The following is a 22,298-nucleotide window of genomic DNA, read 5'->3' on the forward strand; positions in this document are numbered from 1 at the left end:
TTATAGTGCCCGTGCAAGTACTGCTCCGTCATAAATGGCTTTTTTAGCGTCAAGGCCCAGCGCATCTTTCGCTCCGCCAATGATGTGCACATTCTTGCCTTCATCCCTTAAAGCGGCAGCAAGCTCATCGTTAATCAGCTGTCCTGCTGCAAGTACCACCGTATCCGCTTCAGCTGTTTTCTGCTCGCCTTCGTGGATAAAGGTGACCGATTGCCCGTCAATTCGTTCATAGGCTTCAATTCCGCCGATCATTTTGATGCCCATTTGCTTCAATTCCATAAGAGTGGCCCATCGTGTCGTTTTACCGATCCCTCGGGCAAATTTCGTGCTGCGCTGAAGAAGGGTAATTGACTCAACCCCTTTTCCTTTCAAAAATAAGGCCAGGTCACAGGCTATTCCGCCGCCGCCAATAATGGTGACACGGCTGCCGGTTGTGGCTGTCCCTTCAAAAACGTCACGGTAGGACAGGATATTCTTGTCATTAACCCCTTCAATTTCAGGCATCCGGGGAACAATTCCGGTAGCAATGACGATCTCATCAGCTTCTTTTATAAGCGGATCTTCTGCTGATAAACGTTCTCCGAGTTTAAGGTCGACACCGAGTTTGTCCATTTGGACCCGGTAGTAACGGAGTGTTTCATAAAACTCCTGTTTACCTGGTATCTGTTTTGAATAGTTAAGCTGGCCGCCAATTTCAGTTTTTTCGTCGACAAGCGTGACATGGTGGCCGCGTTCAGCTGCGACACGGGCCGTTTCCAGACCGGCGGGTCCGGCTCCTATGATAAGAAGATTTTTAGTTTTTTCAGCTGGTTCGAGCGTTAATTCGGTTTCTCTGCCGGCTTCCGGATTGACAAGGCATGTGGCTGCCTTTCCTTCAAAAACATGGTCCAGGCAGGCCTGGTTACAGGCGATGCACGTATTTACCTCGTCATAACGATCTTCTTTTCCTTTTGTGAGGATAGCCGGATCAGCCAGGAACGGCCGTGCCATAGAGACAAGCTGAACAGTTCCTTCTTCAAGAACTTTATTGGCGTCACGCGGATCATTAATTCTGTTGCTGGCTACTACCGGGATGGAAACTTCTTTGGCAATGTTTTCAGCGACAGGAACGAATTGCATTCTCGGCACTTTCATAGAGATCGTCGGCACCTTGGATTCATGCCAGCCAATTCCGATATTCAGTACGTCAGCACCTGCTTTTTCTATTTCCCGCGCCCATTGAAGCGTTTCCAATTCTGTCGTGCTTTCATCAATCAAATCGAGGCCTGACATTCTGAACAGCACAGGGTAATCCGGCCCGACAGCTTCACGGACGGCCTTCATGATTTCTACAGGGAATTTAAGGCGGTTATTGAAGGTGCCGCCCCATTCGTCTGTTCTCTTGTTGGTGGCAGGGGAGACGAACTGGTTAATCAGATACCCTTCTGACCCCATAATTTCTACCGCATCAAAACCGGCTTCTTTTGCCCGGCGGGCCCCCTGTGCGAAATCGTCAATAGTTTTTAAAATCTGTTCGTGGTTCATTTCAGCCGGCTTATCAGGATTAATAGGCGACTGAAGAGGGGAAGGAGCCACTGGGTTCATTCCCGTCATGATTTTGTACGCGTACCGTCCCGCGTGAAACAGCTGGAGGGCAATGGCTCCGCCTTCGTCATGGACACCTTGAGTTAACGGCTTCCACCGTTCAACATCTTCGTCTTCGTAAATTGTCATGAAATCGAGTCCGCCGCTGCCTTCCGGATTTACGGCTGCACCTCCAGTGACGATCAGCCCGACGTCGAAGGCCGCCCTCCGTTTGTAAAACTCTGTAAGTTTATGAATCCCGTTTTCCAGTCCTTCCAATCCTACATGCATGGAGCCCATAATCACACGGCTCCTTAACGTCAAATTGTTAATCGTGAGCGGTTGAAATAAAGCATCGCAACCCATAAGATCCCCCTTTAAAAAATAGATTTCAGTCAGTTTCTCGGTGAATTTTCCCAACATTTAAAAATGAGTGATTATTCATTCATTATACTTAATAAAGGAGAAGGATTGCAATTGGAAATTCACATTCAGGAGGGAGAACCGCTTAAAATACCTTCTGTCATCGCACATATAGTCATAGTAATTAGTTATGAAAGTGAGGGCGGGGCACTAAAAAAGCGGGAGGGTAGACTGTAACTCTTTAATTATTAGGATGACATTAAAAATAATTAGGAGCATTAGTGTCCAAGTAAAGAAGGGAGGGACAGAGGATTTAAAGGGCTTATATAGCACGTTCTGGAAATTTTTCAGTTAGGCAAGAAGAGATTCAGGGTAATGAAGGGGGGCAGAAACCTAGAAACACAACAGTTTTATTGGAGGAGAAGGCAATGAATTTTATTGGAACAGGACTTGTTTTATTAGCAGCAATTTTATGGGGTGTGTGGGGGGAATAGGATCCATTTTAATGGATAGAGGCTGGTGATCCTCTTCTTGTTTCTTAGTGATTCCTTAAAGTTAGACACGCTATATATTAGGCAGCTTTCAGGGTATGAGTTCGGTATTTTACCGGGCTCATGCCTTTTAATTTTGCCTTTATACGTTTGTGGTTATAGTAATACATACATTTTTCCAGTTCCTTCTTAAAGTGATCTACACCAGGAGCCAAAACGTTTTTGTTGCACTCGGTATGAGATTTGTTGCGCCCTCTCAATTATTTGTTGCATTCTCCATAATATGTTGCGCTCCGGATGAGAATTGTGGTGCTCTTTCCATCATATGTTGCGTTCATTCCATTATTTGTTGCGCTCCTGACCAGTATCTTTCCACTCTCATCCCCGGTCCACAAAGGCACACATTCTTTCAATCTTTTACGAGAAATTATTAGTTTATGTGTGAGATATAAAAGGAATTCCATTTAATATCCATGTCACAACTGTTTGATTAAGAGCGTAGAGAGGACTGCTTAGCCCGTAAATTTACGTTATTTGGTCTCGTTAGGTTTTCAATGGCTGGATCAAAAATCGCATGATGACTTATTATTAGGGGGTATTTATGAAATATACGGGTATAAGCTTAGTTATATTAGCTGCTATATTTTGGGGCATTAGTGGAGGAATAGGCGATATTTTAATGGACAAAGGCTGGGATCCTCTTGTGATTTCCCTTTACCGAGGGGCTGTTGGGTTTATTTGTTTTTTCACTTGGTTTCTCTTGCGCTTTAGAGAATACTGGACCTACTCTCCACGGTTATTTATGTGGTCTGTATTGGCTGGTGTAGGGGTCGCTGGGAATTTCACTTTTTATTATTTAAGTATTGAAGCTTCTAGCGTAGCAGTTGCTGCTACTTTAATGTACACCGCCCCAGTGTTCGTTCTATTAATCTCCTTTTTCTTGCGAATAGAACGTTCATCTTGGTTTAAATGGGGATGTATTTTCGGTGTGCTAATGGGAATTATCCTACTTACAGGTGCATATAACCCTGAGGAGATTTCAGTGAGTTTAGCAGGGGCGGCAGCGGGGCTTTCTGCAGGGCTCTTTTATGCATTATTTATATTTGGATTTAAAAAATCCTCAACGATCGGCAAGCCGCAGACCACCTTAACGATCGCATTTTTATCTTTCTGTGTTATCCTTATTTTCCTTGCAGATAAGAAGGAAGCAGCCAGTGTCATGACTTCAAGCGACCTAGGATGGTTTATCCTATTAGGGCTCGTGGGTGCAGGAATTTCATTTATTTTTTATGTGATTGGGATTCGAAGAACTACGCCGACCACTGCATCGATGGTTGCGATGGTAGAGCCGGTCACAGCTTCATTATTTGGAATTCTACTTCTCGGTAATCAGTTAGACATGATTCAATTTCTTGGAATGGGTATCATTTTGTCTACTGTCACCTTTCTTAGTGTGAAGCAGGGATAGCGATTAACTCATTAAAATAAATTTATAACACGTGCTTACAATGTAAGGGGCTGTCTAATAAGTCGATCATCAATCGACTTAAGGGCAGCTTTTTTTATTTAGGAAACTATAGATTTTTGAGTTGTGGATAAGTCTTCAACAGTTCATAAATATCTTTTCGGAAGAAGGAAGAGGAAATGAACGAGGGCAGGATTTGGGACAACTCTTACTTAGTAACTAAATTGTCTGTATTAACTACAAAGCAAGCCATTCTCCATGAATAGCCTCAGAAAAATAATGAAGATGATCATAGAACTTCACTTTTCCTATATAAATCTTAATAACAATATCGCTATAAGTTTATTCTGAATTCTCCCTATTCAATGGGTTATGAAGACATGAGGAAATGGTCTACGACTATTTCGGTCGATACGATCTTCTATGGTGTGAATATCCTTCATCATTGGGGAAAGTGCCGATTGGAATTATTGCTGTGAAGAGAGCTATAGTAAGTGTTTTCTATTGGCCTCCAAATGAAACCTGTTTTTTTGTTCCATACGAAAAAATGTGAGTTTGATAGTAATAAATGAAAGGAATCCCAAATAATGCCTCTTTCATATGTTGGAAAAGCGTAAAGAGGAGTATTTAGCTCGTGAATTTACTTTAATGTGGTGGCATTAGGTTGTCGATGGGTAGGTTAAAAAATTGCACGATGACTTATCTTTTGGAGGTACATATGAAATTTGCGGGTATTTGCTTAATTTTATTAGCCGCTATATGCTGGGGCATTAGTGGAGGAATTGGCGGTATTTTAATGAATAAAGGGTGGGAGCCTATTGTGATTTCCCTTTACCGAGGCGCTGTTGGCTTTATGTGTTTCCTCACATGGTTTCTCTTCAACTTTAAACAAAACTGGATCGTCTCTAAACAGTTATTTATGTGGTCAATCTTGGCAGGTGTTGGGGTCGCTGGAAATTTCACTTTTTATTTTCTAAGTATTGATGCCTCTAACGTTGCCGTTGCCGCTACTTTAATGTACACCGCCCCTGTGTTTGTCCTTTTAATTGCCTTTTTATTACAAATCGAACGTTCGTCTTGGTTTAAATGGGGGTGTGTTGTCGGAGTCCTCATTGGAATTTCGCTTCTTACAGGTGCCTACAACCCTGAAACGGTTTCAGTGAACTTTCTTGGGGCGGCAACAGGGCTTGGTGCTGGTCTTTGCTATGCTTTGTTTATATTTGGCTTTAAAAATGCTTCATATATAGGTAAGCCGCCTACCACCTTAACTATCTCCTTTTTTACATTTTGTCTCATCCTTCTAATTCTTGCTGACAACGAGGAAGCAGCTAGCGTGATCACGTCAGGCGACCTAGGGTGGTTTCTTCTGTTGGGCATCGTAGGGGCTGGAATTTCCTTTATTTTTTATGTCATTGGCATTCGAAAAGTCGCTCCGACCACTGCTTCGATGGTTGCGATGGTAGAGCTGGTCACAGCTTCATTATTCGGTGTGCTGCTTCTCGGTGATCATTTGACCCTCATTGAACTTCTTGGAATGATCGTCATCTTGCTTACGATCACCGTTCTTACTGTGAAGAAGGTCAATTAAATAGTTAGTTTTAGGTGCCAGTTTTAGGTGCCTGACCCCCAATGCGTTAACGCGCTACTACACTGGGGGTCAGGCACCTTTTTTGAGGCACTGGCAAGCTTCGTTGTTTGGAGTTCTAATTCTGGGGGACTTCCTCAGCTTTACTCAAACAATAGGGATGGCAATCATTCTAATCACTATTACACTTTTAAGTACACGAAAAAGCTGATTTATAATAGGAATAATGGAACTCAGGGAGTAGTTTTCCGATTCACTCTCGGCGAAGGCTTATACCACAGGCATAAGTGCAGCATAGGTCATTAGGATCTTCGGCTAACCCCTTCACGTCCTGTGAAAACGCCGAAGTCACCACATCCGTGTGGAAGTTCGCTGTGTTTTCTTTACCAGCGGGCTTGTCTTCAACTTACTTTCCCGAAGAACTACTTCGGGAAAGTGGATTCTCAGACTTCGCTCATCCTCTGGGTGTCCTCGCCTTCGTTCATCGGAATAATAAGATATTTCCCAGCTTGCAGAAAATGAAGCAGTTGGTGCATCAGCTGGTAATGATTAGGTGCTCTTTATAATAGATTAAAGCGGTTATTCAGGGCATGTTAACATAAAAGTTGGAAGTGATTATATAAAATTGTCAAATTCCCGTTCTGAAAATTTAAACTTTGAAAGTAAGCGTTTTCAATAATTTATTTTTTCCTTGAGAAGGAGTATCCTAGTATATAGCGAGAATAAAGGAGGAATTCCTGTGAGCGACATGTTTACAGCAATAGCTGAAGAAGTCAAAATAAATAATCCGTCCATTGTTTTCCCGGAAGGTACGGATGAACGCATCCTGTCAGCGACAGTGAGGCTTAAAGAAGAAGGGCTGCTGAACCCTGTATTGATCGGAACAGAAGAGGAGATTTCAGCCAAAGCAGAAGAATTGGACCTGGATGTGTCCGGTCTTACGATTTACAATCCGGAAACGTATCCTGAGTTTGATGAGCTTTGTGATGCCTTCGTTGAGCGCCGCAAAGGCAAAAATACGAAGGAAGAAGCACAAAAAATCTTAAAAACACCTAACTATTTTGGTACGATGCTTGTTTATACAGGCAAAGCGGCAGGGCTTGTAAGCGGTGCGGCCCATTCGACTGGCGACACAGTCAGACCGGCCCTTCAGATTATCAAAACAAAAGAAGGTGTTAGGAAGACATCAGGTGTCTTCGTTATGGTTAAAGATGATCAGCGTTATATCTTTGGTGACTGTGCAATTAATATTGCTCCAGACAGCAATGATCTAGCTGAAACAGCTGTAGAAGCGGCTAAAACAGCGAAAGTATTCGGTATCGATCCAAAAGTGGCGATGCTCAGCTTTTCGACAAAAGGTTCCGCAGTAAGCCCTGAAACAGAAAAAGTAGTTGAAGCGACGAAAATCGCACAGGAAAAAGCTCCTGAGTTAACACTTGATGGTGAATTCCAGTTTGATGCTGCATTTGTTCCAGGTGTAGCTGCTAAAAAAGCGCCGGAGTCTCCGTTAAAAGGGGAAGCGAACACCTTCATTTTCCCAAGTCTTGAAGCAGGAAATATCGGCTACAAACTGGCTCAGCGTCTTGGCGATTTTGAAGCGATCGGTCCAATCCTTCAAGGGTTAAATCAACCGGTGAACGATTTATCCCGCGGCTGTAATGCAGAAGATGTGTACAAGCTTGCATTAATTACCGCCATGCAAGGCGTCACAGATTAATATGTTACCAACCCCCCCGGCTGTGGGAACAGCCGGGGTTTTTTGGGAATAAATGGGGGGTCTGACCCCAAATTGGTTAAGAGCAACTTTGTTTCCCAAGATGCTTGAATCCCGCGCCGCTTGTTTATCCAGTCGTCAGCTTTGCTAAGACGGCTTCCAGCATGGCACCGTTTTCGGCTGCTGTTTCACGGTAAAACCTGAACGGGTCCCCTTCATAGGTCAGCCGGTCCAGGACGGCATACAAATGGAACCGTCGGGGATCAAGCGTTTCTGAAACTTCATTCCAATACAGCGGAGTGGCAACAAGACCGCCCTCTGTCCCCCGAGGCGAATAGGGGGCGATAATTGTTTTCCCTTCTTCATGCTGCAAATAGTCCAGGTAAAGCCGGTTCCCCCGGTTTTTTTTAAGCCGTTCTGTTGTAAACCGGTCAGGCGCCTGTTCACAAAGGAACTGGCAGACAAAGGAGGTAAATTGCCTCGTCTCTGCATAAGTAAACCGCTCAGCCGGCAAGGGCAAATAAACTTGGAGGCCCTTCCGTCCGGACGTCTTTACAAATGGTTTGAAATTTAGTTCGTCGAAAACTGCTTTGAGCCTTAACGCTGCATCTACAGCAAGATTAAACTCCGACGCTGACGGCGGGTCAAGATCCAGGACGATTTCAGACGGATATTCACAGCCTGCCGGCTGAAAAGGTGTGTGAAATTCCAGCGCCAGCTGATTGCCGAGCCAGAGAAGAGTCTCCCTGGAGTTGCACATAATAAACTCTGTGTCCCCATCCATACGCGTCTCTACAAATTCAGGCGCATAATCGGGAACGTGTTTCTGATAAAAATGCTCGCCGTCCGTGCCGTGCGGGTAACGGATCACAGTTAACAGCCTGTCTTTTAAATGAGGCAGGAGATAAGGCGCTGCCCTTTGCAAAAAAACAAGATAGTCTGCTTTCGTTAAAGAAGCATCCGCCCAAACCGGCTTATCGGGCTTTGTCACTTTAACGCGCTGGGGGACAGACCCCAACTGGTAGTTCATTGTTTTCCAGGTGCATTCTTCGGGTGATTTGTCGAGATGAAAGCTGTGAAAGCGCGGCTCTCGCAGATGTTTACCGTCAAAGTCAATACAGGCCACTCCGATACAAATTGACGGAGGTAAAAGCCATTTTCCTGCAGGTTCCTTTACGCCGTTTTGCCGGAACATCTTTACGAGCGACGTTTCTTCTTCTTCTTTAAATCCATGGCGGACGTGGACGACAGGGGTCCAGTCACCATTTAACAGCACGTTTCCCTGAAAATAATTGTTTGTTTCGTCATATTCGGTTAGAACCACTGTAACAACCCGCCAGTTTTTCTTTTTAAGCCAGCTTTTTGAGCGGGTACCAGCCTCATATACCCCTGTTTTTTTCTTAGCTATAAGCCCTTCCCCGTTTTCAGCGTCCGCTTGCTCCCACAGTAAAGCCGGTTCGTTTGCCGATTCTATTCCCTGAATAAGAGAAGGGGATTCGTAATCGGGTGTTTCAGGAAGGGCCATTTTTTCCAAAAAGCGGTTCAGGCGCTGCTTTCTCATTTCAAGCGACTGGCCGGTAAGCTGCTCGCCGCTTAGCTGCAATAAGTCAAACACAACTAAATGGCATGATAAACGCCGGGCGTGGTCAGTAACCACGTCGCTGCTCTTCATCCGGCTCCGTCGCTGAACGATGGAAAATTCACTTTTATACGTACTTACCAGATAGACGAGCTCACCGTCCATGGTGAGCGGCAGAAAGGGAGACACGTCAGTTTCAAGGCTCCGGCAAAAATCAATAATTTCTGGAAACTGTGCCGTCAGGCTTTTTCCCATCCTCGTTAAAAGCTGAACGTTATTTTTTTCCCAAACGAGTAAACACCTGAACCCGTCGTATTTTACTTCATACAGCCAGCCCGGCTCTTTCGGCAACTCTTCTACAGACGTAAGGCGCATCGGTTTCATCGCAACTGCTCCTATTCTTTAAAGCTTTTGTCTTCTTATTTTGAACAGAAGCCGGTATGTATAAACACCAATTAAAAACCGCACATTAAGAAAAAAAGCGGGTGAAATATTATGCATACGGTATGGAAAGGAAGTATCAGCTTTGGCCTCGTCAATATTCCTGTGAAATTGCATGCGGCCACTGAAAATAAAGACATTAAGCTTCGGCAAATTCATAAAGAGTGCCACACGCCCATTTCTTATGAAAAAACGTGCCCGGGGTGCGATAAAGAAGTAAAAAATGAAGAGATCGTTAAAGCTTACGAATATGAGAAGAATAAATTTGTGGTGCTCGATCAGGATGATTTGGAAAAACTGAAAAAAGAAACTGAAGAAAAAGCTGTGGAGATTATCGATTTTGTGGATCTTGAGGAAATAGATCCTATTTATTTTGAAAAGAGTTATTTCCTCGCTCCTGATGCCGGTGGAGGAAAAGCTTATCAGCTTTTGAGGCAAGCCTTGGAGAAGTCGGGGAAAATAGGGGTGGCTAAAATTGTTATCCGGTCGAAAGAACAGCTGGCAGTCGTGAGAGTTTACGAAAATACGCTGCTTATGGAAACCATTCATTTTCCGGACGAAGTGCGAAATGCGGGAGATGTCTCTATACCTGACAACCAAAACATCACAAAAAAAGAGCTTGATACAGCCTTAATGCTGATTAAACAGCTCACCACCCCGTTTGAACCGGAGAAATACAGCGATGATTACCGTACCGCTTTAATGGAACTCATTGAAGAGAAGCGAACCGGCAAACAGATTGTGGAAGCAGATGAAGGGAAGCAGCCGGCAGCCGCTGCCAATGTCACTGACCTCATGTCTGCCCTTCAAGCATCAATCGATAAAACAAAGAAACAGCCTAAAGCAGCAGGAGCGGGCGGGAGGAAAAAAGCCGCTGCCAAACCAAAAGTTAAACAGGAAGCCTGACTGGAATATATCCAGCCAGGCTTTTTAGCGGATCAGGAAGATGAGGACTTACTGCTTTTTACCAAGAGGCCGGAGTGCAGTAATAAACGTGCGGTCCATTATCAGCCGTTGACAGCTGAGACTTTCTCATTCCTTTTTACAATTCGCTCAATGTTGTTTTCATACCGCTCCCAGTCGGTGCTGTCTAGTTCGTATATACCGAGTTTGCCGCTTAATTTTTGAAGCTGCAAAAGGAGGCGCTCGTTCAATTTTTCAGATGTGAACGTGTGGCCGGAAATTTCTTCAAGTGACGCCATTTTTTCAGGCATAATCCGTGGATACTCAAACTTCGTCGCAGCCCCATTGACAGCCCGGCTGTAAAATTCCCGGATCAGTGACGCCCTTTCAGAGCCGCTTCCGCTCATAGCCAGATAGATCTGGACTGCCACGCCTCCGCGAAGCCGTCTTTGGGAGATGCCGGCGAACTTTTGTCCGTTGACGCTTAAATCGTATCTTCCGGGGCAATAAGATTCTTTTATTTCTCCATCCTCAATAACTCCTACATCGTGGAGGAGAAGCCTCGTAAATGCCACCATAAGGTCGTATCCCCGGTCGATTGTTAAGTTCTTCTCGTCCCGGAAAATGAGGGACAAGTTGTAAACAGCAGGATCAAGAACAACTGCCAGGCCTCCTGAATTCCTGACAATCACTTCGTACCCCTCGTTTCTCAAAAATTGAACGCCTTTATCAATAAAAGGCAGACGGCTGTCCTGAATGCCCAGAACCACGGTTCTGTCATGCACCCAGGGACGGGCAATACCTGTATTCTCAAATTCTGATGCCCGCCTGCACAACGTATCATCCATCGCAAACGAATGCATCGGATTCATTGCCAGGCCGGAAACAGACTGGTCTAAAAACAGCCAGTTTTGTCTATAAAGTAAATGTTGGAGATTTATCATTGGTCATGCTCCTCTTTATGTCGCTATTATGCCGAGAAAATTATATCATATTTCCAGCCCTGTTTTTGGGCAAGGTTATTGCATTTTACTACGGGTAAGTTGTAAAATACTTCAGTAGCACCTTCAGCCTGAAAAAGAGGTGCGGCCGGGAAGCATAAGCGAGCCGGCCCTGGCAGTCTAAAAATAAGGATGTGGTGAAAAATGGCAAACAAGTTTTATATATGTGACGATTGCCAGGCCACAAACATTAAAACATTACTTCCTAAGTTAAAGAAGCTCGATCCTGATGCTGAGATTGAGATCGGGTGCCAGTCATACTGCGGGCCGGGCCGGAAAAAAGTATTCACGTTTGTGAATGACCGTCCTGTCGCAGCGCTCGACGAGGATCAATTAATGGAAAAAGTCAAAAAACGAATGAAATAATGTGGCCGGCCAGATAGATAAAAAGAACTGCAGGGACCGTTAGACTACGGCTTATCTGCAGTTTTTTTGCGGGCTTTAGACCAGACGGTAGAGCAAGAGAGCGCAAGTCAGTCCCGTTCTTATTATGACTGCCGCAGCAAAAATATTATACGCCGTCATAAATCACCTATTTTTTTCAAGGAACAATCTAGTATAATAAAACAAGATAAACTAAGACACGATATGACAAAAAAATTAACAGAGCAGAAATCAGAGGAAGGGGTCACGCCTGCAATGGAGAGGCAAGACGGAAAGCTGGAAGAAGAAAAGGTATTTAAAGATCCGGTGCACCGGTACATTCATGTTAGAGACGAGCTGATCTGGGAGCTGATAGGGACGAAAGAATTCCAGCGGCTTAGACGGATCCGCCAGCTTGGGACCACATTTCTGACGTTTCATGGCGCGGAACATACAAGGTTTAACCACTCTCTCGGTGTGTATGAAGTGATGCGCCGGATGGTGGAGAACTTGGAGAAAAAAGGGGCATGGGACGAAGAAGAACGGCTCGTATGCCTCGCTTCAGCATTACTCCATGACGTGGGCCACGGACCGTTTTCCCATTCATTTGAAAAAGTTTTTCATATGGACCATGAAAAGTGGACAAGGGAGATTATTCTGGGCGACACAGAAATTAATCAGGTTCTCCGGCAAATGAGTCCGGATGTGCCGGAGAAAGTGGCGGATGTCATAGCGAAGACATATGACAACAAACTTCTCGTAAGCCTCATTTCGAGCCAGATTGATGCCGACCGGATGGATTACCTCCTTCGCGACGCTTTCTATACAGGCGTGAGCTACGGCCAGTTTGATATGGAGCGGATCTTAAGAGTCATGCGGCCGGAAGAAGATCAGGCCGTCTTTAAGCATAGCGGGATGCATGCAGTAGAAGATTACATCATGAGCCGGTATCAAATGTACTGGCAGGTTTATTTTCACCCTGTCACGAGAAGTGCGGAAGTCATCCTCAGCAAGATTCTGCACCGGGCGAGAGAATTGCTGGCTGAAAATTATCCTTTTAAAATTACGCCAATCCATTTTAAATCTATGTTTAATGGGGAAGTAACATTAAAGGATTACCTAAAACTGGATGAGTCGATCATCCTTTATTATTTTCAGGCGTGGGAGGAAGAAGACGATCCGATTTTAAGTGATCTCTGCCAGCGGTTTATGAACCGCCGCCTGTTCAAATATGTGGAATGCAATCCGAGTAAGCAAATGCTGATCTGGCCAGAACTTCAGCAGCTTTTCAAAAAAATAGGGCTTAATCCGGATTATTATCTTGTAATCGATTCGTCTTCAGACCTGCCGTATGATTTTTACAGGCCCGGCGAGAAAGACGAGCGGCTGCCGATTCACTTGTTAATGCCAGACGGAAGGCTGAGAGAACTGTCCAGGGAATCAGATGTCGTTGAAGCTATTTCCGGAAAAAAACGGACGGACCACAAACTTTATTTTCCCGAAGATTTTCTGTCGGACCAAACGACTTTTGCAAAAGAAAAACAGAAGATCTTATCTTTACTCACTAACCAGGAGGGATAAAAGGTGCTTAATGAACATGCGAAGCTTCTCGCTTTTTTTAAACAGACAGGTGAAATTGTCGGGCGTAAAAAATTGCAGAAGATGATTTACATAGCTAAAAAAATAGACCTGCCTTTTCACGAAAAATATCAGTTTCATATGTTTGGACCTTATTCAGAAGAACTGACTTTGCGTATGGAAGAAATGAGCCAGCTGGATTTTATTTCTGAGGTGAAAGAAAAAAAGGCTGGTTACCAGCAGTACCGCTATGAACTGGCTGATAAAGGGGAAGAATTTCTGGGTATGACTGGTTATGAATTTCCTGAAGTGACTCGTGTCTTGCAGGAAATGAACGGTCAGAGCGCTAAATTTCTTGAACTCGTGTCAACCGTGCTGTATTTCGAAGAACTTTCAAAGGAAGACGTGACGAATAAGGTATTTAAGCTTAAAGCGAAGCAAAATTATACCGAAGAAGATATTGACGAAGCATATGCCTATATCGCCAGGCTGCGTGAATCAATGAATGAAGGAGAGGTTTGAGGCCTATGAGTCTTCCATTCAGTGAAGAGGCAGTAGCCGAAGCTTTAACTGAGAAGTTCTATGAACAGGACGGGGCGGAGCTGGAGAAATTCGGTGACCGGGGAAGGAAGCATACAAAAGAAGATCTGCTTCATCACTTTAATTATTTAAACACAGCTTATGAGTTAGAAAATGAACAGATTTTTGTAGATTACGCGTTATGGCTTCACCAGGTGCTTGTAACGAGAGGTGTGCCTGAAGAAATGCTGCTGAAGAGTTTTGCTTGGATTGATGAGGAACTGGAAAGGTATGAAGAAGATAAGAGAATGGCCTTTTACCAGAAATGCCTGAGGCTTGCTAATGACGCGTTGAGATAAGAATAAAAGGTGCTTTCAAAGGGTTTACCCCTCTTTGAAAGCACCTTTTTAGTACTAATTTAAATCTGAGGTTTCCGCCAGAATTAGCGGCAAGCTTTTTTTACGTATTTATCCTTTGTCGCTTGCCCGGACACCGGCGACTCCGAAATTGTCAGATGTCATCTCTTCAATGACAACGGAGACGCGTTCTTTCGGCGCATTAGTTGTTTCTGTAACTGCTTCTGTCACCTTTTCAACGAGGGCCCGTTTTTGTTCATCTGTACGTCCTTCAAGCATTTTTACTGTCACTATCGGCATATCTGTTTCTCCTTTCAAAGTGAGCATCTAATCTTCCGCGCTGGATGCAGCGGGGAGGTTCACCTTTACCTTTTCAACATTCTTCGCCTTTTTTCCTTTTAAAAACAGAAGTTTTCCCGTTTTAGATTTGTGCATCCGAAAAACGTTGTATGATAAACTAGACGTAATCACTATTTGGTGAAGGCGAGGGATAAGAATGAACGAATCAGATAAAGCAAAAAATGAAAAGATTAAAAAGATGAGTAAAAGTTTTAATATTTTAAGTGGAGATTCCACAGATGGCCATGGCGGTTTCGGAGTGGGAACATTAAATTTAAATAATATTACTCCGGTGTTTGTCGACGTGGAAGGCGGAGAAGCCTTTGTGGATATGGGCGCTCTGCATGCGCGAAGCGCTGTTGAGAAAGGGATTAAATTTCTAAAAGAAAAAGAAGCCGTACCGAATGGAAAGCCGTACTGGCTTGTGTGGGTCACTGTCGAGCCCCTGAACGGCGGCCCGACTTATGTAGGCGTCACAGCCTGCGAAATGACCGTGGACCGGGAAATCCGCCGCGGTTATAAAAGTCTCCCTGAACATGTGAACAACATGGATAAATCCTTAAAGCGGCGGATCGTCGTTTCCCAGATGGATGACCGGTCGAAAACAATTTTAAAAGATTTTCTTTTTGATTTTGACGAAGGCATGTGGGAACGCGCGGACGATCAGCTTAAAGAAGACTTGACTGTTTAGGAGTCAGACGGGACGGGTGAAATGGCGCACACTTTTAAAAAAGTTCCGGGGAAAATTGGGTATAGAGATTTGTGTCGAAAATGTGAACAAAATGTGAACTTCCAAAATTCCCCTTGTCATAAATCCGATCCTTTTGTAAACTTAAAGCCACACACGCACAAGAAATACTAAGACAAGAAAAGCAGACGAAGGAACGCGTCCCAGTTCCCTTCGTCTGTTTTTTTTGCGTATTTTTACCAGTGCATCGCGTATTTACCAATAAATGGGGGGTCTGGCCCCATTTATTTCCTTAAGGTATCCAGTCGGTGAAGCGGTCAAGCCATTTTTCTTTCTTTTTATCTTCACGGCCGGAGGGGCTGTCCTCTGAATCGCCTTCTGTTTCAAAAGTTTCTTCTTCCAATTCTCCAATATGTTCATTACAGTATTCGGTTGGTTCGGTTCCTTTATAAAAAAGGGTAGGACGGCTGACGGGGCAGTGTTCCGTCGCCAGAAGGCCGTTTGCTGGATTTATGCTCACTTCGGTCACATTTTTAGGGACAGGAAAGCTCAGCTTTAATTCCCCATCCAGCGACTTTTTCATAAACTTTGCCCAAATTTGTTTCGAATGGGCGGCGTCTCCGCTTTCAAGGAAACGTGCATCATCGTAACCTGTCCACACACCTGTTAACAGCTGGGGGGTGTACCCGATCATCCAGCTGTCAGATTGAGTCGACCCGCTTTTTCCGGCCACTGGGCGGTCAAGGACGTTGGAAATGCTCCCTCCCGTCACAGCTCCAAAGCTTGCACTCAATTCAGGCTCAAACATGCCTTTCATTAAATCTGTCATAATGGCCGTGTGGGCAGGGTTAAATTCTTGTTTTCTCTCCATATTCGCTTCGAACAGGATGTTTCCGTCGCGATCCTCGATTTTTTCCACGAGCCGGGGAGTGATACGGTAGCCGCCGTTGGCAAACGGACTGTAACTTTTCGTCATTTCCAGCACCCCGACATCACTCGTCCCAAGCGCAAGGGAAGGATTAGCCTCTAACGGGCTCTCAATACCAAACCGGCCTGCCGTATGAAGAAGGTCTTCAAAGCCAAGCAGAAAGTGCGTTTTAATGGCAAAAATATTATCAGAAACAGCCAGTGCCTGAAGCATCGTAATGTAATCATCGGCATAGCGGTGGTTAAAGTTACTAGGTTTGTATTCATCTCTGCCTTCATCAAAAACAAAAGTGGTCTCTTCACTTTTAAGCATTGAATTAGGCTTTAAACCATGCTCGAGAGCCGCATAATACAAGAAAGGCTTCATTGTGGAACCTGGATGCCGTTTTGCCTGTGTAGCCCTGTTAAAAGGGCTGTCCGTATAATTTTTCCCGCCGACCAGGGCTCTTACATCGCCAGTTCGAGGGTCCATTGCCACTAAGGCAGTTTCCAGTTCATGGTCAGGGTCAAGCTCTCTTGAAATAATGTCTTCGGCATGCTTTTGTAAGCCTGAATGAAGAGTCGTGTGAATTTCCAGGCCGCCGCCATCGAGCATAGCCGGATCAAACCCGTGTTCTTCAGCGAGCCACTGACGGACGGCATCCTGAAAATACGGAGCGACCCGTTTCCCTTCTGTTTCCTGGCTGGAGGCAAAGGTTAAAGGTGCAGACTCATAACCCGCTCTTTCTTCAGGAGAGAGTGTGCCGGCTTCTTCCATTGATCTGAGCACGGTATGCTGGCGGGTGAAGGCCCGCTCCTCATCCACAAAAGGCGAATAGATACTCGGCCCTTTCGGTATTCCTGCAAGCAGCGCAGCTTCTGAATATGTTAATTCATCAGCGTTTTTTTGAAAATAAAGGTTGGCGGCTGCTTCAATTCCGTAAGCCCCGTGCCCGTAATAAATTGTATTAAGATAGCCTTCAAGAATTTCTTTTTTTGAATAATGAAGCTCAAGGCGTAAAGCATATAAAGCTTCATGCCATTTTCTTGCCCATGTTTTATCATGTGTTAAAAATAAATTCCGTGCGTACTGTTGAGTTATTGTGCTGGCTCCCTGCGCTTTAGAGCCTGATAAAACGTTAGTCAGAGCAGCCCTGGTGATCCGGATTGGGTCAAAGCCGTAATGGTCGTAAAACCGGCGGTCTTCAATAGCCAGAGTGGCATCCACTATGGTATTGCCCATTTGATCCAGCGGTATCCAGTAACGGTGTTCGCCTTGATGAAACTCTCCGATCCTCTCACCGTCAGCAGAATAAACAACGGTAGTATCGGGAACCGATAATGAAGGCCGCTCCATTTGATAAGCGTACAACACGAGAGCGCTCAACGTGAGGAAACTGAAGAAAATAACAAGTACGCCGAACCAAAGTATTTTAGTCCAAAGACGACGGCGCTTATGGTAGGCCGTCCGTGTCAGCACTTCCATCCCGTGCCCCTTTCCGGGGTCTGACCCCCCATTTATTTCCAAAGTGTAGTTACTGGGAACAGCTGGGGGGTCAGACCCCCCCAGAAGTTTCCATTCCCACAGTTTTCCACCTTTTGAAGGGCTTTATACGTTACTTTAGTTATGAAATTAAGAAAACAGTTTCTATTTATTTAGGATTGCTATATACTTTTTCTGTACTTTTCGTTTAATTGGGAAAATAGATAGTTTGAGTTGACGAAGTGATGGAAAAGGGACACTAAGTTTACAAGTAGCTGTAACAGCCTGGCAAGCTTTAAACAGACGTTTAAGCACCGGTTCAGCCCGGGGGGGGGGCGAAAAGCCAGGAGCCTTACTCCATACAAGGGATGAGGCGATTGGTCCCGGGGCTGCTAAAAACAAAGATTAACAGATCTATAAATAAAAAAGAGGTGACGCCAAATGAGTATTTGGTTTACAGAGAAACAGACAGAGAATTTCGGAATTACAGCAAAAATAAAGAAAACGTATGTAAGTGAAAAAACAGATTTCCAGCAGCTTGATATGGTAGAGACTGAGGAGTTTGGCAATATGCTCCTTCTCGATGACATGGTTATGACTACAGAAAAAGATGAGTTCGTCTATCACGAAATGGTGGCTCACGTGCCGCTTCATACCCATCCTCATCCTAAAAATGTCCTGGTTGTCGGAGGCGGTGATGGAGGCGTTATCCGCGAAATCCTTAAGCACCCTGAAGTTGAGAAAGCCACTCTCGTGGAAATAGACGGAAAAGTCATTGAATACTCCAAGCAATATTTGCCGACGATTGCCGGCAAACTCGATGACCCTCGTGTAGATGTTCAGGTCGATGATGGCTTCATGCATATCGCCAAAAGTGAGAATGAGTACGATGTCATTATGGTAGATTCCACCGAACCGGTAGGACCTGCCGTCAATCTTTTTACAAAAGGATTCTATGAAGGCATTTCCAAAGCGTTAAAAGAAGATGGCGTATTTGTCGCACAGACAGATAACCCGTGGTTTCAGCAGGAACTCATCCGAAACGTCTTCCGTGATGTGAAGGAGACGTTCCCGATTACCCGTCTTTATACGGCCAATATTCCTACGTACCCAAGCGGTCTCTGGTCATTTACGATCGGTTCAAAAAAATACGACCCGCTTGATGTACAAGAGGACCGTATTCATGATCTTGATACGAAATATTACACGAAAGACATCCACAAAGCAGCGTTTGCCCTGCCGAAATTCGTAGAAGACTTAACTAAGTAACGGGAAGAGGGATGACTTATGTTTTTTGACGAAGGATATTCAGGAAGAAAATTTATTATGGCAGCTAAATCATATGATGAAGCGGATATTGTGATGTTCGGGATGCCGATGGATTACACTGTCAGCTTCCGGCCTGGTTCCCGTTTCGGCCCGAACCGTATCCGTGAAGCTTCCATCGGCCTCGAAGAATACAGCGTGTATCTTGACCGCCATTTAGAAGAGGTGAGTGTGCACGATGCCGGGGACATGCTTCTGCCGTTTGGGAATGCAGCTAAAAGTATCGATATGATAGAAACGTATGCCAACCGTCTTCTTGAGGATGCCAAACTTCCGGCAGGAATTGGCGGTGAACACCTCGTGTCGTGGCCTGTGATCCGGGCTATGTTTAATAAGTTCGAGGATTTGGCTGTCATTCATATAGATGCCCATGCAGACTTAAGGGAAGAATACGAAGGGGAAGTGCTTTCCCATTCCACGCCTATCCGGAAAACATGTGAATTGATCGGACCGGAAAACGTCTTTTCTTTCGGCATCCGGTCAGGTATGCGTGAGGAATTCCAGTACGCCCGGGAGTCCGGCATGCATATGAGTAAATTTGAAGTAGCTGAACCGTTAAAAAAAATCCTTCCGCAATTAGCGGGGCGCCCGGTTTACGTCACAATTGATATTGATGTGCTTGACCCGGCGTACGCCCCTGGAACTGGCACTGCTGAAGCAGGAGGCATCACTTCCAAAGAACTGCTCGAAGCGATTCACGCCATCGCTGCGTCGGATGTTCAAATTACCGGTTTTGACTTAGTCGAAGTGTCACCCGCCTACGACAACTCAGAACAAACAGCGATCGCCGCCAGTAAATTCCTCCGTGAAATGCTGCTCGGCTTTAAAAAGTAACCACATCACCCGTGCCGGTCTAAAATCCCGGCGCGGGTATTTTCCATATAATGGGGGGTCTGACCCCTTTGTGAAAAATCCCCTTTACGAAAAACCACTTATATGGAAAAGCTTTTTGTGAAAAACCCCTTTATGACCAGCTTCTTTGTGCCATGCCCCTTGATGAACCGGGTTTTTCACGTTTGTTTACTGTCCCAATCATAGAAAACTTGGCTCTGCTCTTGAACCTCTTACTTTATTTTCGTTATAATAGTAGAGTTATTAAAAGGAAGGAATAGGTGATGAAGCCCCATGTCTTCAAGCGGATTACCTGTAACTATACACATGAAAACGACAATTAAAGATGGCAGACGTAAAGAGGTTCATTCGATGGAAGCCTCTGGAGAGCTGTTCCACCGGGGCGGGATGACTGTGATCCGTTTTTCTGAGCCTCAAGAAGAAAATGATACTCAGTCAACTATTCAAACAGTCAAACTTCACCGCGGGCAGATGTCTGTTCAGAGGAAAGGCGCCATTACAATGAACCAGCGCTTTATCCCGGGGCGTGAGACAGAAGGAATGTACCACAGCCCGTATGGTCCGATGGATATGCGTACCGACACGTCTGAAGTTGATTATGAATGGGACAGCCAGGCCCTGGAAGGATTCATCGACTTGCGTTATGCGCTCGTGATGCAAGGGTCAAAAACTGGAAATTATCATATGCACGTAAAAATCAAGGAGGTATAAATCAACGATGAGCCAAGTAGAACAGCTGAAAGAAGGCTTAAAGGAGCAGTTAATTGCAGCCGTATTAAAAGCAGAGCTCGCTGAAAAAGAAGAAATGCCAGACGTGGTCATTGAAACGCCGAAAGATAAGAGTCACGGGGATTTTGCGACAAACCTTGCTATGCAGCTCGCGCGCGTAGCTAAAAAGGCGCCCAAAATGATCGCTGAAGATATTGCAGCTAACTTTGATCATGAGGCCGGGAAGGTTGAAAAACTCGATATTGCAGGACCTGGCTTCATTAACTTCTTTATGAAAAAAGATTATTTAACAGACATCGTAGCAACCGTTCTGGAACAGAAGGATAAATTTGGAGAAACAAATGTAGGCAATGGCAAAAAAATTCAGGTTGAGTTCGTTTCAGCTAACCCGACTGGCACCCTGCACCTCGGACACGCCCGCGGAGCAGCAGTCGGCGACTCGCTTTGCCATGTGCTTGAAAAAGCAGGATACGATGTGGCACGTGAATATTATATTAATGATGCAGGAAATCAGATTGATAACCTGGCACTTTCCCTTGAAGCCCGTTATCTTCAGGAGCTTGGGGAAGACGTGCCGATGCCTGAGGACGGCTATCACGGCAAAGACATCATTAACTTTGCGAAGGAAATTGCCGACACTTACGGCAGCCGTTTTAAAGAAGCTAATGAAGAGGGACGCCGTGAATTTTTCCGTGAATACGGACTGAAACGCGAGCTGGACAAGCTGAAAAACGACCTGGCTGATTTCCGCGTTAACTTTAATAACTGGTTTTCGGAAACGTCCCTTTATACCGGCGGGAACATCACAGAAGTACTTGAAGAGCTGAAGGAGCGCGGTGAAACATACGAACAGGATGGCGCTGTCTGGTTCAGGTCAACAGCCTACGGCGATGATAAAGACCGTGTCCTTGTTAAAAGCGACGGCTCCTACACGTACCTCACCCCGGATATTTCTTATCATAAAAACAAGTTCGCCAGGGGCTTTGAAGAGCTGATTAACATCTGGGGAGCAGACCATCACGGCTATATTGGCCGAATGGAAGCAGCGATCCAGGCACTCGGTTACGATAAAGAACAGCTTGACGTGCAAATCATTCAAATGGTTAACCTGTTTGAAAACGGCGAAAAAGTTAAGATGAGTAAACGGACAGGTAAAGCTGTAACGATGCGTGAACTGATGGAAGAGGTTGGAATCGACGCCACCCGTTACTTCTTTGCGATGCGTGCGGCTGACACCCACCTGGATTTTGACTTGGATCTGGCTAAATCCCAATCCAATGAAAACCCGGTCTATTATGTCCAGTATGCACATGCTCGAATCTGCAGCATGCTCCGCCAGGCGGCAGATAAAGGTTACACTGTCGATCCCGCAGCCGATCTGACAAGCCTTACGGCAGATAAAGAACAGGATCTTATGAAAAAAATAGGCGAATTCCCTGAAGCCGTAGCTGACGCAGCTAAACGGCGTTCGCCGCACCGAATTACAAACTACGTCCATGAACTGGCCCAGGCGTTGCACAGCTTTTATAATGCAGAAAAAGTTATCAGCGATGATGAGGCATTAACGAAAGCCCGTCTGGCGCTGATGGAAGCCGTCCGTATCACACTTAAAAATGCGCTTGCTCTCGTTGGAGTGGAAGCACCGGAAAAAATGTAAAGAATCAAGCCTCTCTTTTTTCAGGGGGGCTTTTAATTTTTCCCAAAGAATTATTACTAATATTTTTTCAAAAATATAGATGTACGTACCTCTTTCTGTTAGTATAGAACATGTAGATTTAATAGTGTTTAATAAGATAATTTTTTTGAAGTGAAAGGTTTATCTTCTGAAAAATATAGTCGTTAAAAAGTAGGTGAAATAATGCAAGAAATCATATTAGCTCTCCTTGCAGGCTTGATCGTCGGTTTTGTATTTGCCCTTATCAAGCTTCCGATCCCGGCACCGCCGGCTTTACCGGGTGTTATGGGAATTTTTGGGGTCTATCTCGGATTTAAATTGTTCCAGTGGGTTTCCACGTCATTTTTTGGATAAGAATCCCGGCAGCGGCATAAGCTAA

19 protein-coding genes and 1 pseudogene are annotated in these 22,298 nt (G+C 44.9%); 14 read left to right on the forward strand and 6 right to left on the reverse strand.

What is annotated here, in order from left to right; genetic code table 11:
* Positions 1–1,929 carry an oxidoreductase gene (locus BMW59_RS13080; protein ID WP_093052905.1) on the reverse strand — a complete coding sequence of 643 codons (1,929 nt, stop codon included), beginning with the start codon at positions 1,927–1,929 and terminating at the stop codon, positions 1–3.
* A 568-nt stretch (positions 1,930–2,497) separates the two neighbouring features.
* A pseudogene (locus BMW59_RS13085) lies at positions 2,498–2,620 on the reverse strand (IS3 family transposase); the annotation flags it as partial.
* Between the two features lie 398 nt (positions 2,621–3,018).
* Between BMW59_RS13085 and BMW59_RS13090 the strand changes: the two are divergent.
* The 3 genes from BMW59_RS13090 to pta all read left to right on the forward strand — a co-directional run bounded on the left by BMW59_RS13090 (position 3,019) and on the right by pta (position 7,184).
* On the forward strand, positions 3,019–3,885 hold the full coding sequence (locus BMW59_RS13090) for a DMT family transporter (protein ID WP_093052908.1): 867 nt from the start codon (positions 3,019–3,021) through the stop codon (positions 3,883–3,885).
* 715 nt (positions 3,886–4,600) lie between these two features.
* On the forward strand, positions 4,601–5,470 hold the full coding sequence (locus BMW59_RS13095; protein ID WP_093052911.1) for a DMT family transporter: 870 nt from the start codon (positions 4,601–4,603) through the stop codon (positions 5,468–5,470).
* 736 nt (positions 5,471–6,206) lie between these two features.
* A complete protein-coding gene (gene pta / locus BMW59_RS13100; RefSeq protein ID WP_093052914.1) occupies positions 6,207–7,184 on the forward strand; it encodes a phosphate acetyltransferase in 978 nt (325 codons plus the stop codon).
* A gap of 124 nt (positions 7,185–7,308) precedes the next feature.
* Here the strand turns inward: pta and BMW59_RS13105 are convergent, their stop codons facing one another.
* Positions 7,309–9,144: a DNA ligase D gene (locus BMW59_RS13105; protein ID WP_093052918.1), complete on the reverse strand. Its 1,836-nt coding sequence runs from the start codon at positions 9,142–9,144 to the stop codon at positions 7,309–7,311.
* Between the two features lie 111 nt (positions 9,145–9,255).
* Between BMW59_RS13105 and ku the strand changes: the two genes are divergently transcribed.
* The gene (ku, locus tag BMW59_RS13110) at positions 9,256–10,107 is read left to right on the forward strand and encodes a non-homologous end joining protein Ku (RefSeq protein ID WP_093052921.1); all 852 of its coding nucleotides are present in this window, start codon (positions 9,256–9,258) and stop codon (positions 10,105–10,107) included.
* 101 nt (positions 10,108–10,208) lie between these two features.
* Here the strand turns inward: ku and BMW59_RS13115 are convergent, their stop codons facing one another.
* On the reverse strand, positions 10,209–11,048 hold the full coding sequence (locus BMW59_RS13115) for a lipoate--protein ligase family protein (RefSeq protein WP_093052924.1): 840 nt from the start codon (positions 11,046–11,048) through the stop codon (positions 10,209–10,211).
* A 201-nt stretch (positions 11,049–11,249) separates the two neighbouring features.
* Here BMW59_RS13115 and BMW59_RS13120 point away from each other — a divergent pair, with 201 nt between their 5' ends.
* The 4 genes from BMW59_RS13120 to BMW59_RS13135 all read left to right on the forward strand — a co-directional run bounded on the left by BMW59_RS13120 (position 11,250) and on the right by BMW59_RS13135 (position 13,924).
* Complete coding sequence (locus BMW59_RS13120; RefSeq protein ID WP_093052927.1) at positions 11,250–11,471, forward strand: YuzB family protein; 222 nt, start codon at positions 11,250–11,252, stop codon at positions 11,469–11,471.
* Between the two features lie 273 nt (positions 11,472–11,744).
* A complete protein-coding gene (locus tag BMW59_RS13125; RefSeq protein ID WP_093053239.1) occupies positions 11,745–13,049 on the forward strand; it encodes an HD domain-containing protein in 1,305 nt (434 codons plus the stop codon).
* A gap of 3 nt (positions 13,050–13,052) precedes the next feature.
* Positions 13,053–13,568: a YwgA family protein gene (locus tag BMW59_RS13130; protein ID WP_093052930.1), complete on the forward strand. Its 516-nt coding sequence runs from the start codon at positions 13,053–13,055 to the stop codon at positions 13,566–13,568.
* Between the two features lie 5 nt (positions 13,569–13,573).
* Positions 13,574–13,924, forward strand: coding sequence for a hypothetical protein (locus tag BMW59_RS13135; protein WP_093052933.1), 351 nt, complete (start codon positions 13,574–13,576; stop codon positions 13,922–13,924).
* 108 nt (positions 13,925–14,032) lie between these two features.
* Here the strand turns inward: BMW59_RS13135 and BMW59_RS13140 are convergent, their stop codons facing one another.
* On the reverse strand, positions 14,033–14,221 hold the full coding sequence (locus tag BMW59_RS13140) for a 2-hydroxymuconate tautomerase (protein ID WP_093052935.1): 189 nt from the start codon (positions 14,219–14,221) through the stop codon (positions 14,033–14,035).
* A 196-nt stretch (positions 14,222–14,417) separates the two neighbouring features.
* On the opposite strand from BMW59_RS13140, the gene BMW59_RS13145 reads away from it, so the two are divergent.
* Positions 14,418–14,951, forward strand: coding sequence for a YwhD family protein (locus BMW59_RS13145; RefSeq protein ID WP_093052938.1), 534 nt, complete (start codon positions 14,418–14,420; stop codon positions 14,949–14,951).
* Positions 14,952–15,240: 289 nt separating this feature from the next.
* Here the strand turns inward: BMW59_RS13145 and BMW59_RS13150 are convergent, their stop codons facing one another.
* Positions 15,241–17,340, reverse strand: coding sequence for a transglycosylase domain-containing protein (locus BMW59_RS13150; RefSeq protein ID WP_093052941.1), 2,100 nt, complete (start codon positions 17,338–17,340; stop codon positions 15,241–15,243).
* 438 nt (positions 17,341–17,778) lie between these two features.
* Between BMW59_RS13150 and speE the strand changes: the two genes are divergently transcribed.
* From speE to BMW59_RS13175, 5 genes are all read left to right on the forward strand, one after another.
* Positions 17,779–18,606: a spermidine synthase gene (gene speE, locus BMW59_RS13155; RefSeq protein ID WP_093052943.1), complete on the forward strand. Its 828-nt coding sequence runs from the start codon at positions 17,779–17,781 to the stop codon at positions 18,604–18,606.
* Positions 18,607–18,624: 18 nt separating this feature from the next.
* Positions 18,625–19,497 (forward strand): agmatinase, encoded by an 873-nt coding sequence (speB, locus tag BMW59_RS13160; RefSeq protein ID WP_093052946.1) that lies wholly within the window; start codon positions 18,625–18,627, stop codon positions 19,495–19,497.
* Positions 19,498–19,821: 324 nt separating this feature from the next.
* The gene (locus tag BMW59_RS13165; protein WP_177174335.1) at positions 19,822–20,226 is read left to right on the forward strand and encodes a YwiB family protein; all 405 of its coding nucleotides are present in this window, start codon (positions 19,822–19,824) and stop codon (positions 20,224–20,226) included.
* Positions 20,227–20,233: 7 nt separating this feature from the next.
* Positions 20,234–21,901 carry an arginine--tRNA ligase gene (argS, locus tag BMW59_RS13170; RefSeq protein ID WP_093052952.1) on the forward strand — a complete coding sequence of 556 codons (1,668 nt, stop codon included), beginning with the start codon at positions 20,234–20,236 and terminating at the stop codon, positions 21,899–21,901.
* A gap of 201 nt (positions 21,902–22,102) precedes the next feature.
* Entirely contained in the window at positions 22,103–22,273 is a 171-nt protein-coding gene (locus tag BMW59_RS13175; protein ID WP_093052955.1) for a XapX domain-containing protein, read from the forward strand.
* Positions 22,274–22,298 lie beyond the last annotated feature (25 nt).

The sequence above is a fragment of the Salipaludibacillus aurantiacus genome (assembly GCF_900111295.1).
GTDB lineage: Bacteria > Bacillota > Bacilli > Bacillales > Salisediminibacteriaceae > Salipaludibacillus > Salipaludibacillus aurantiacus.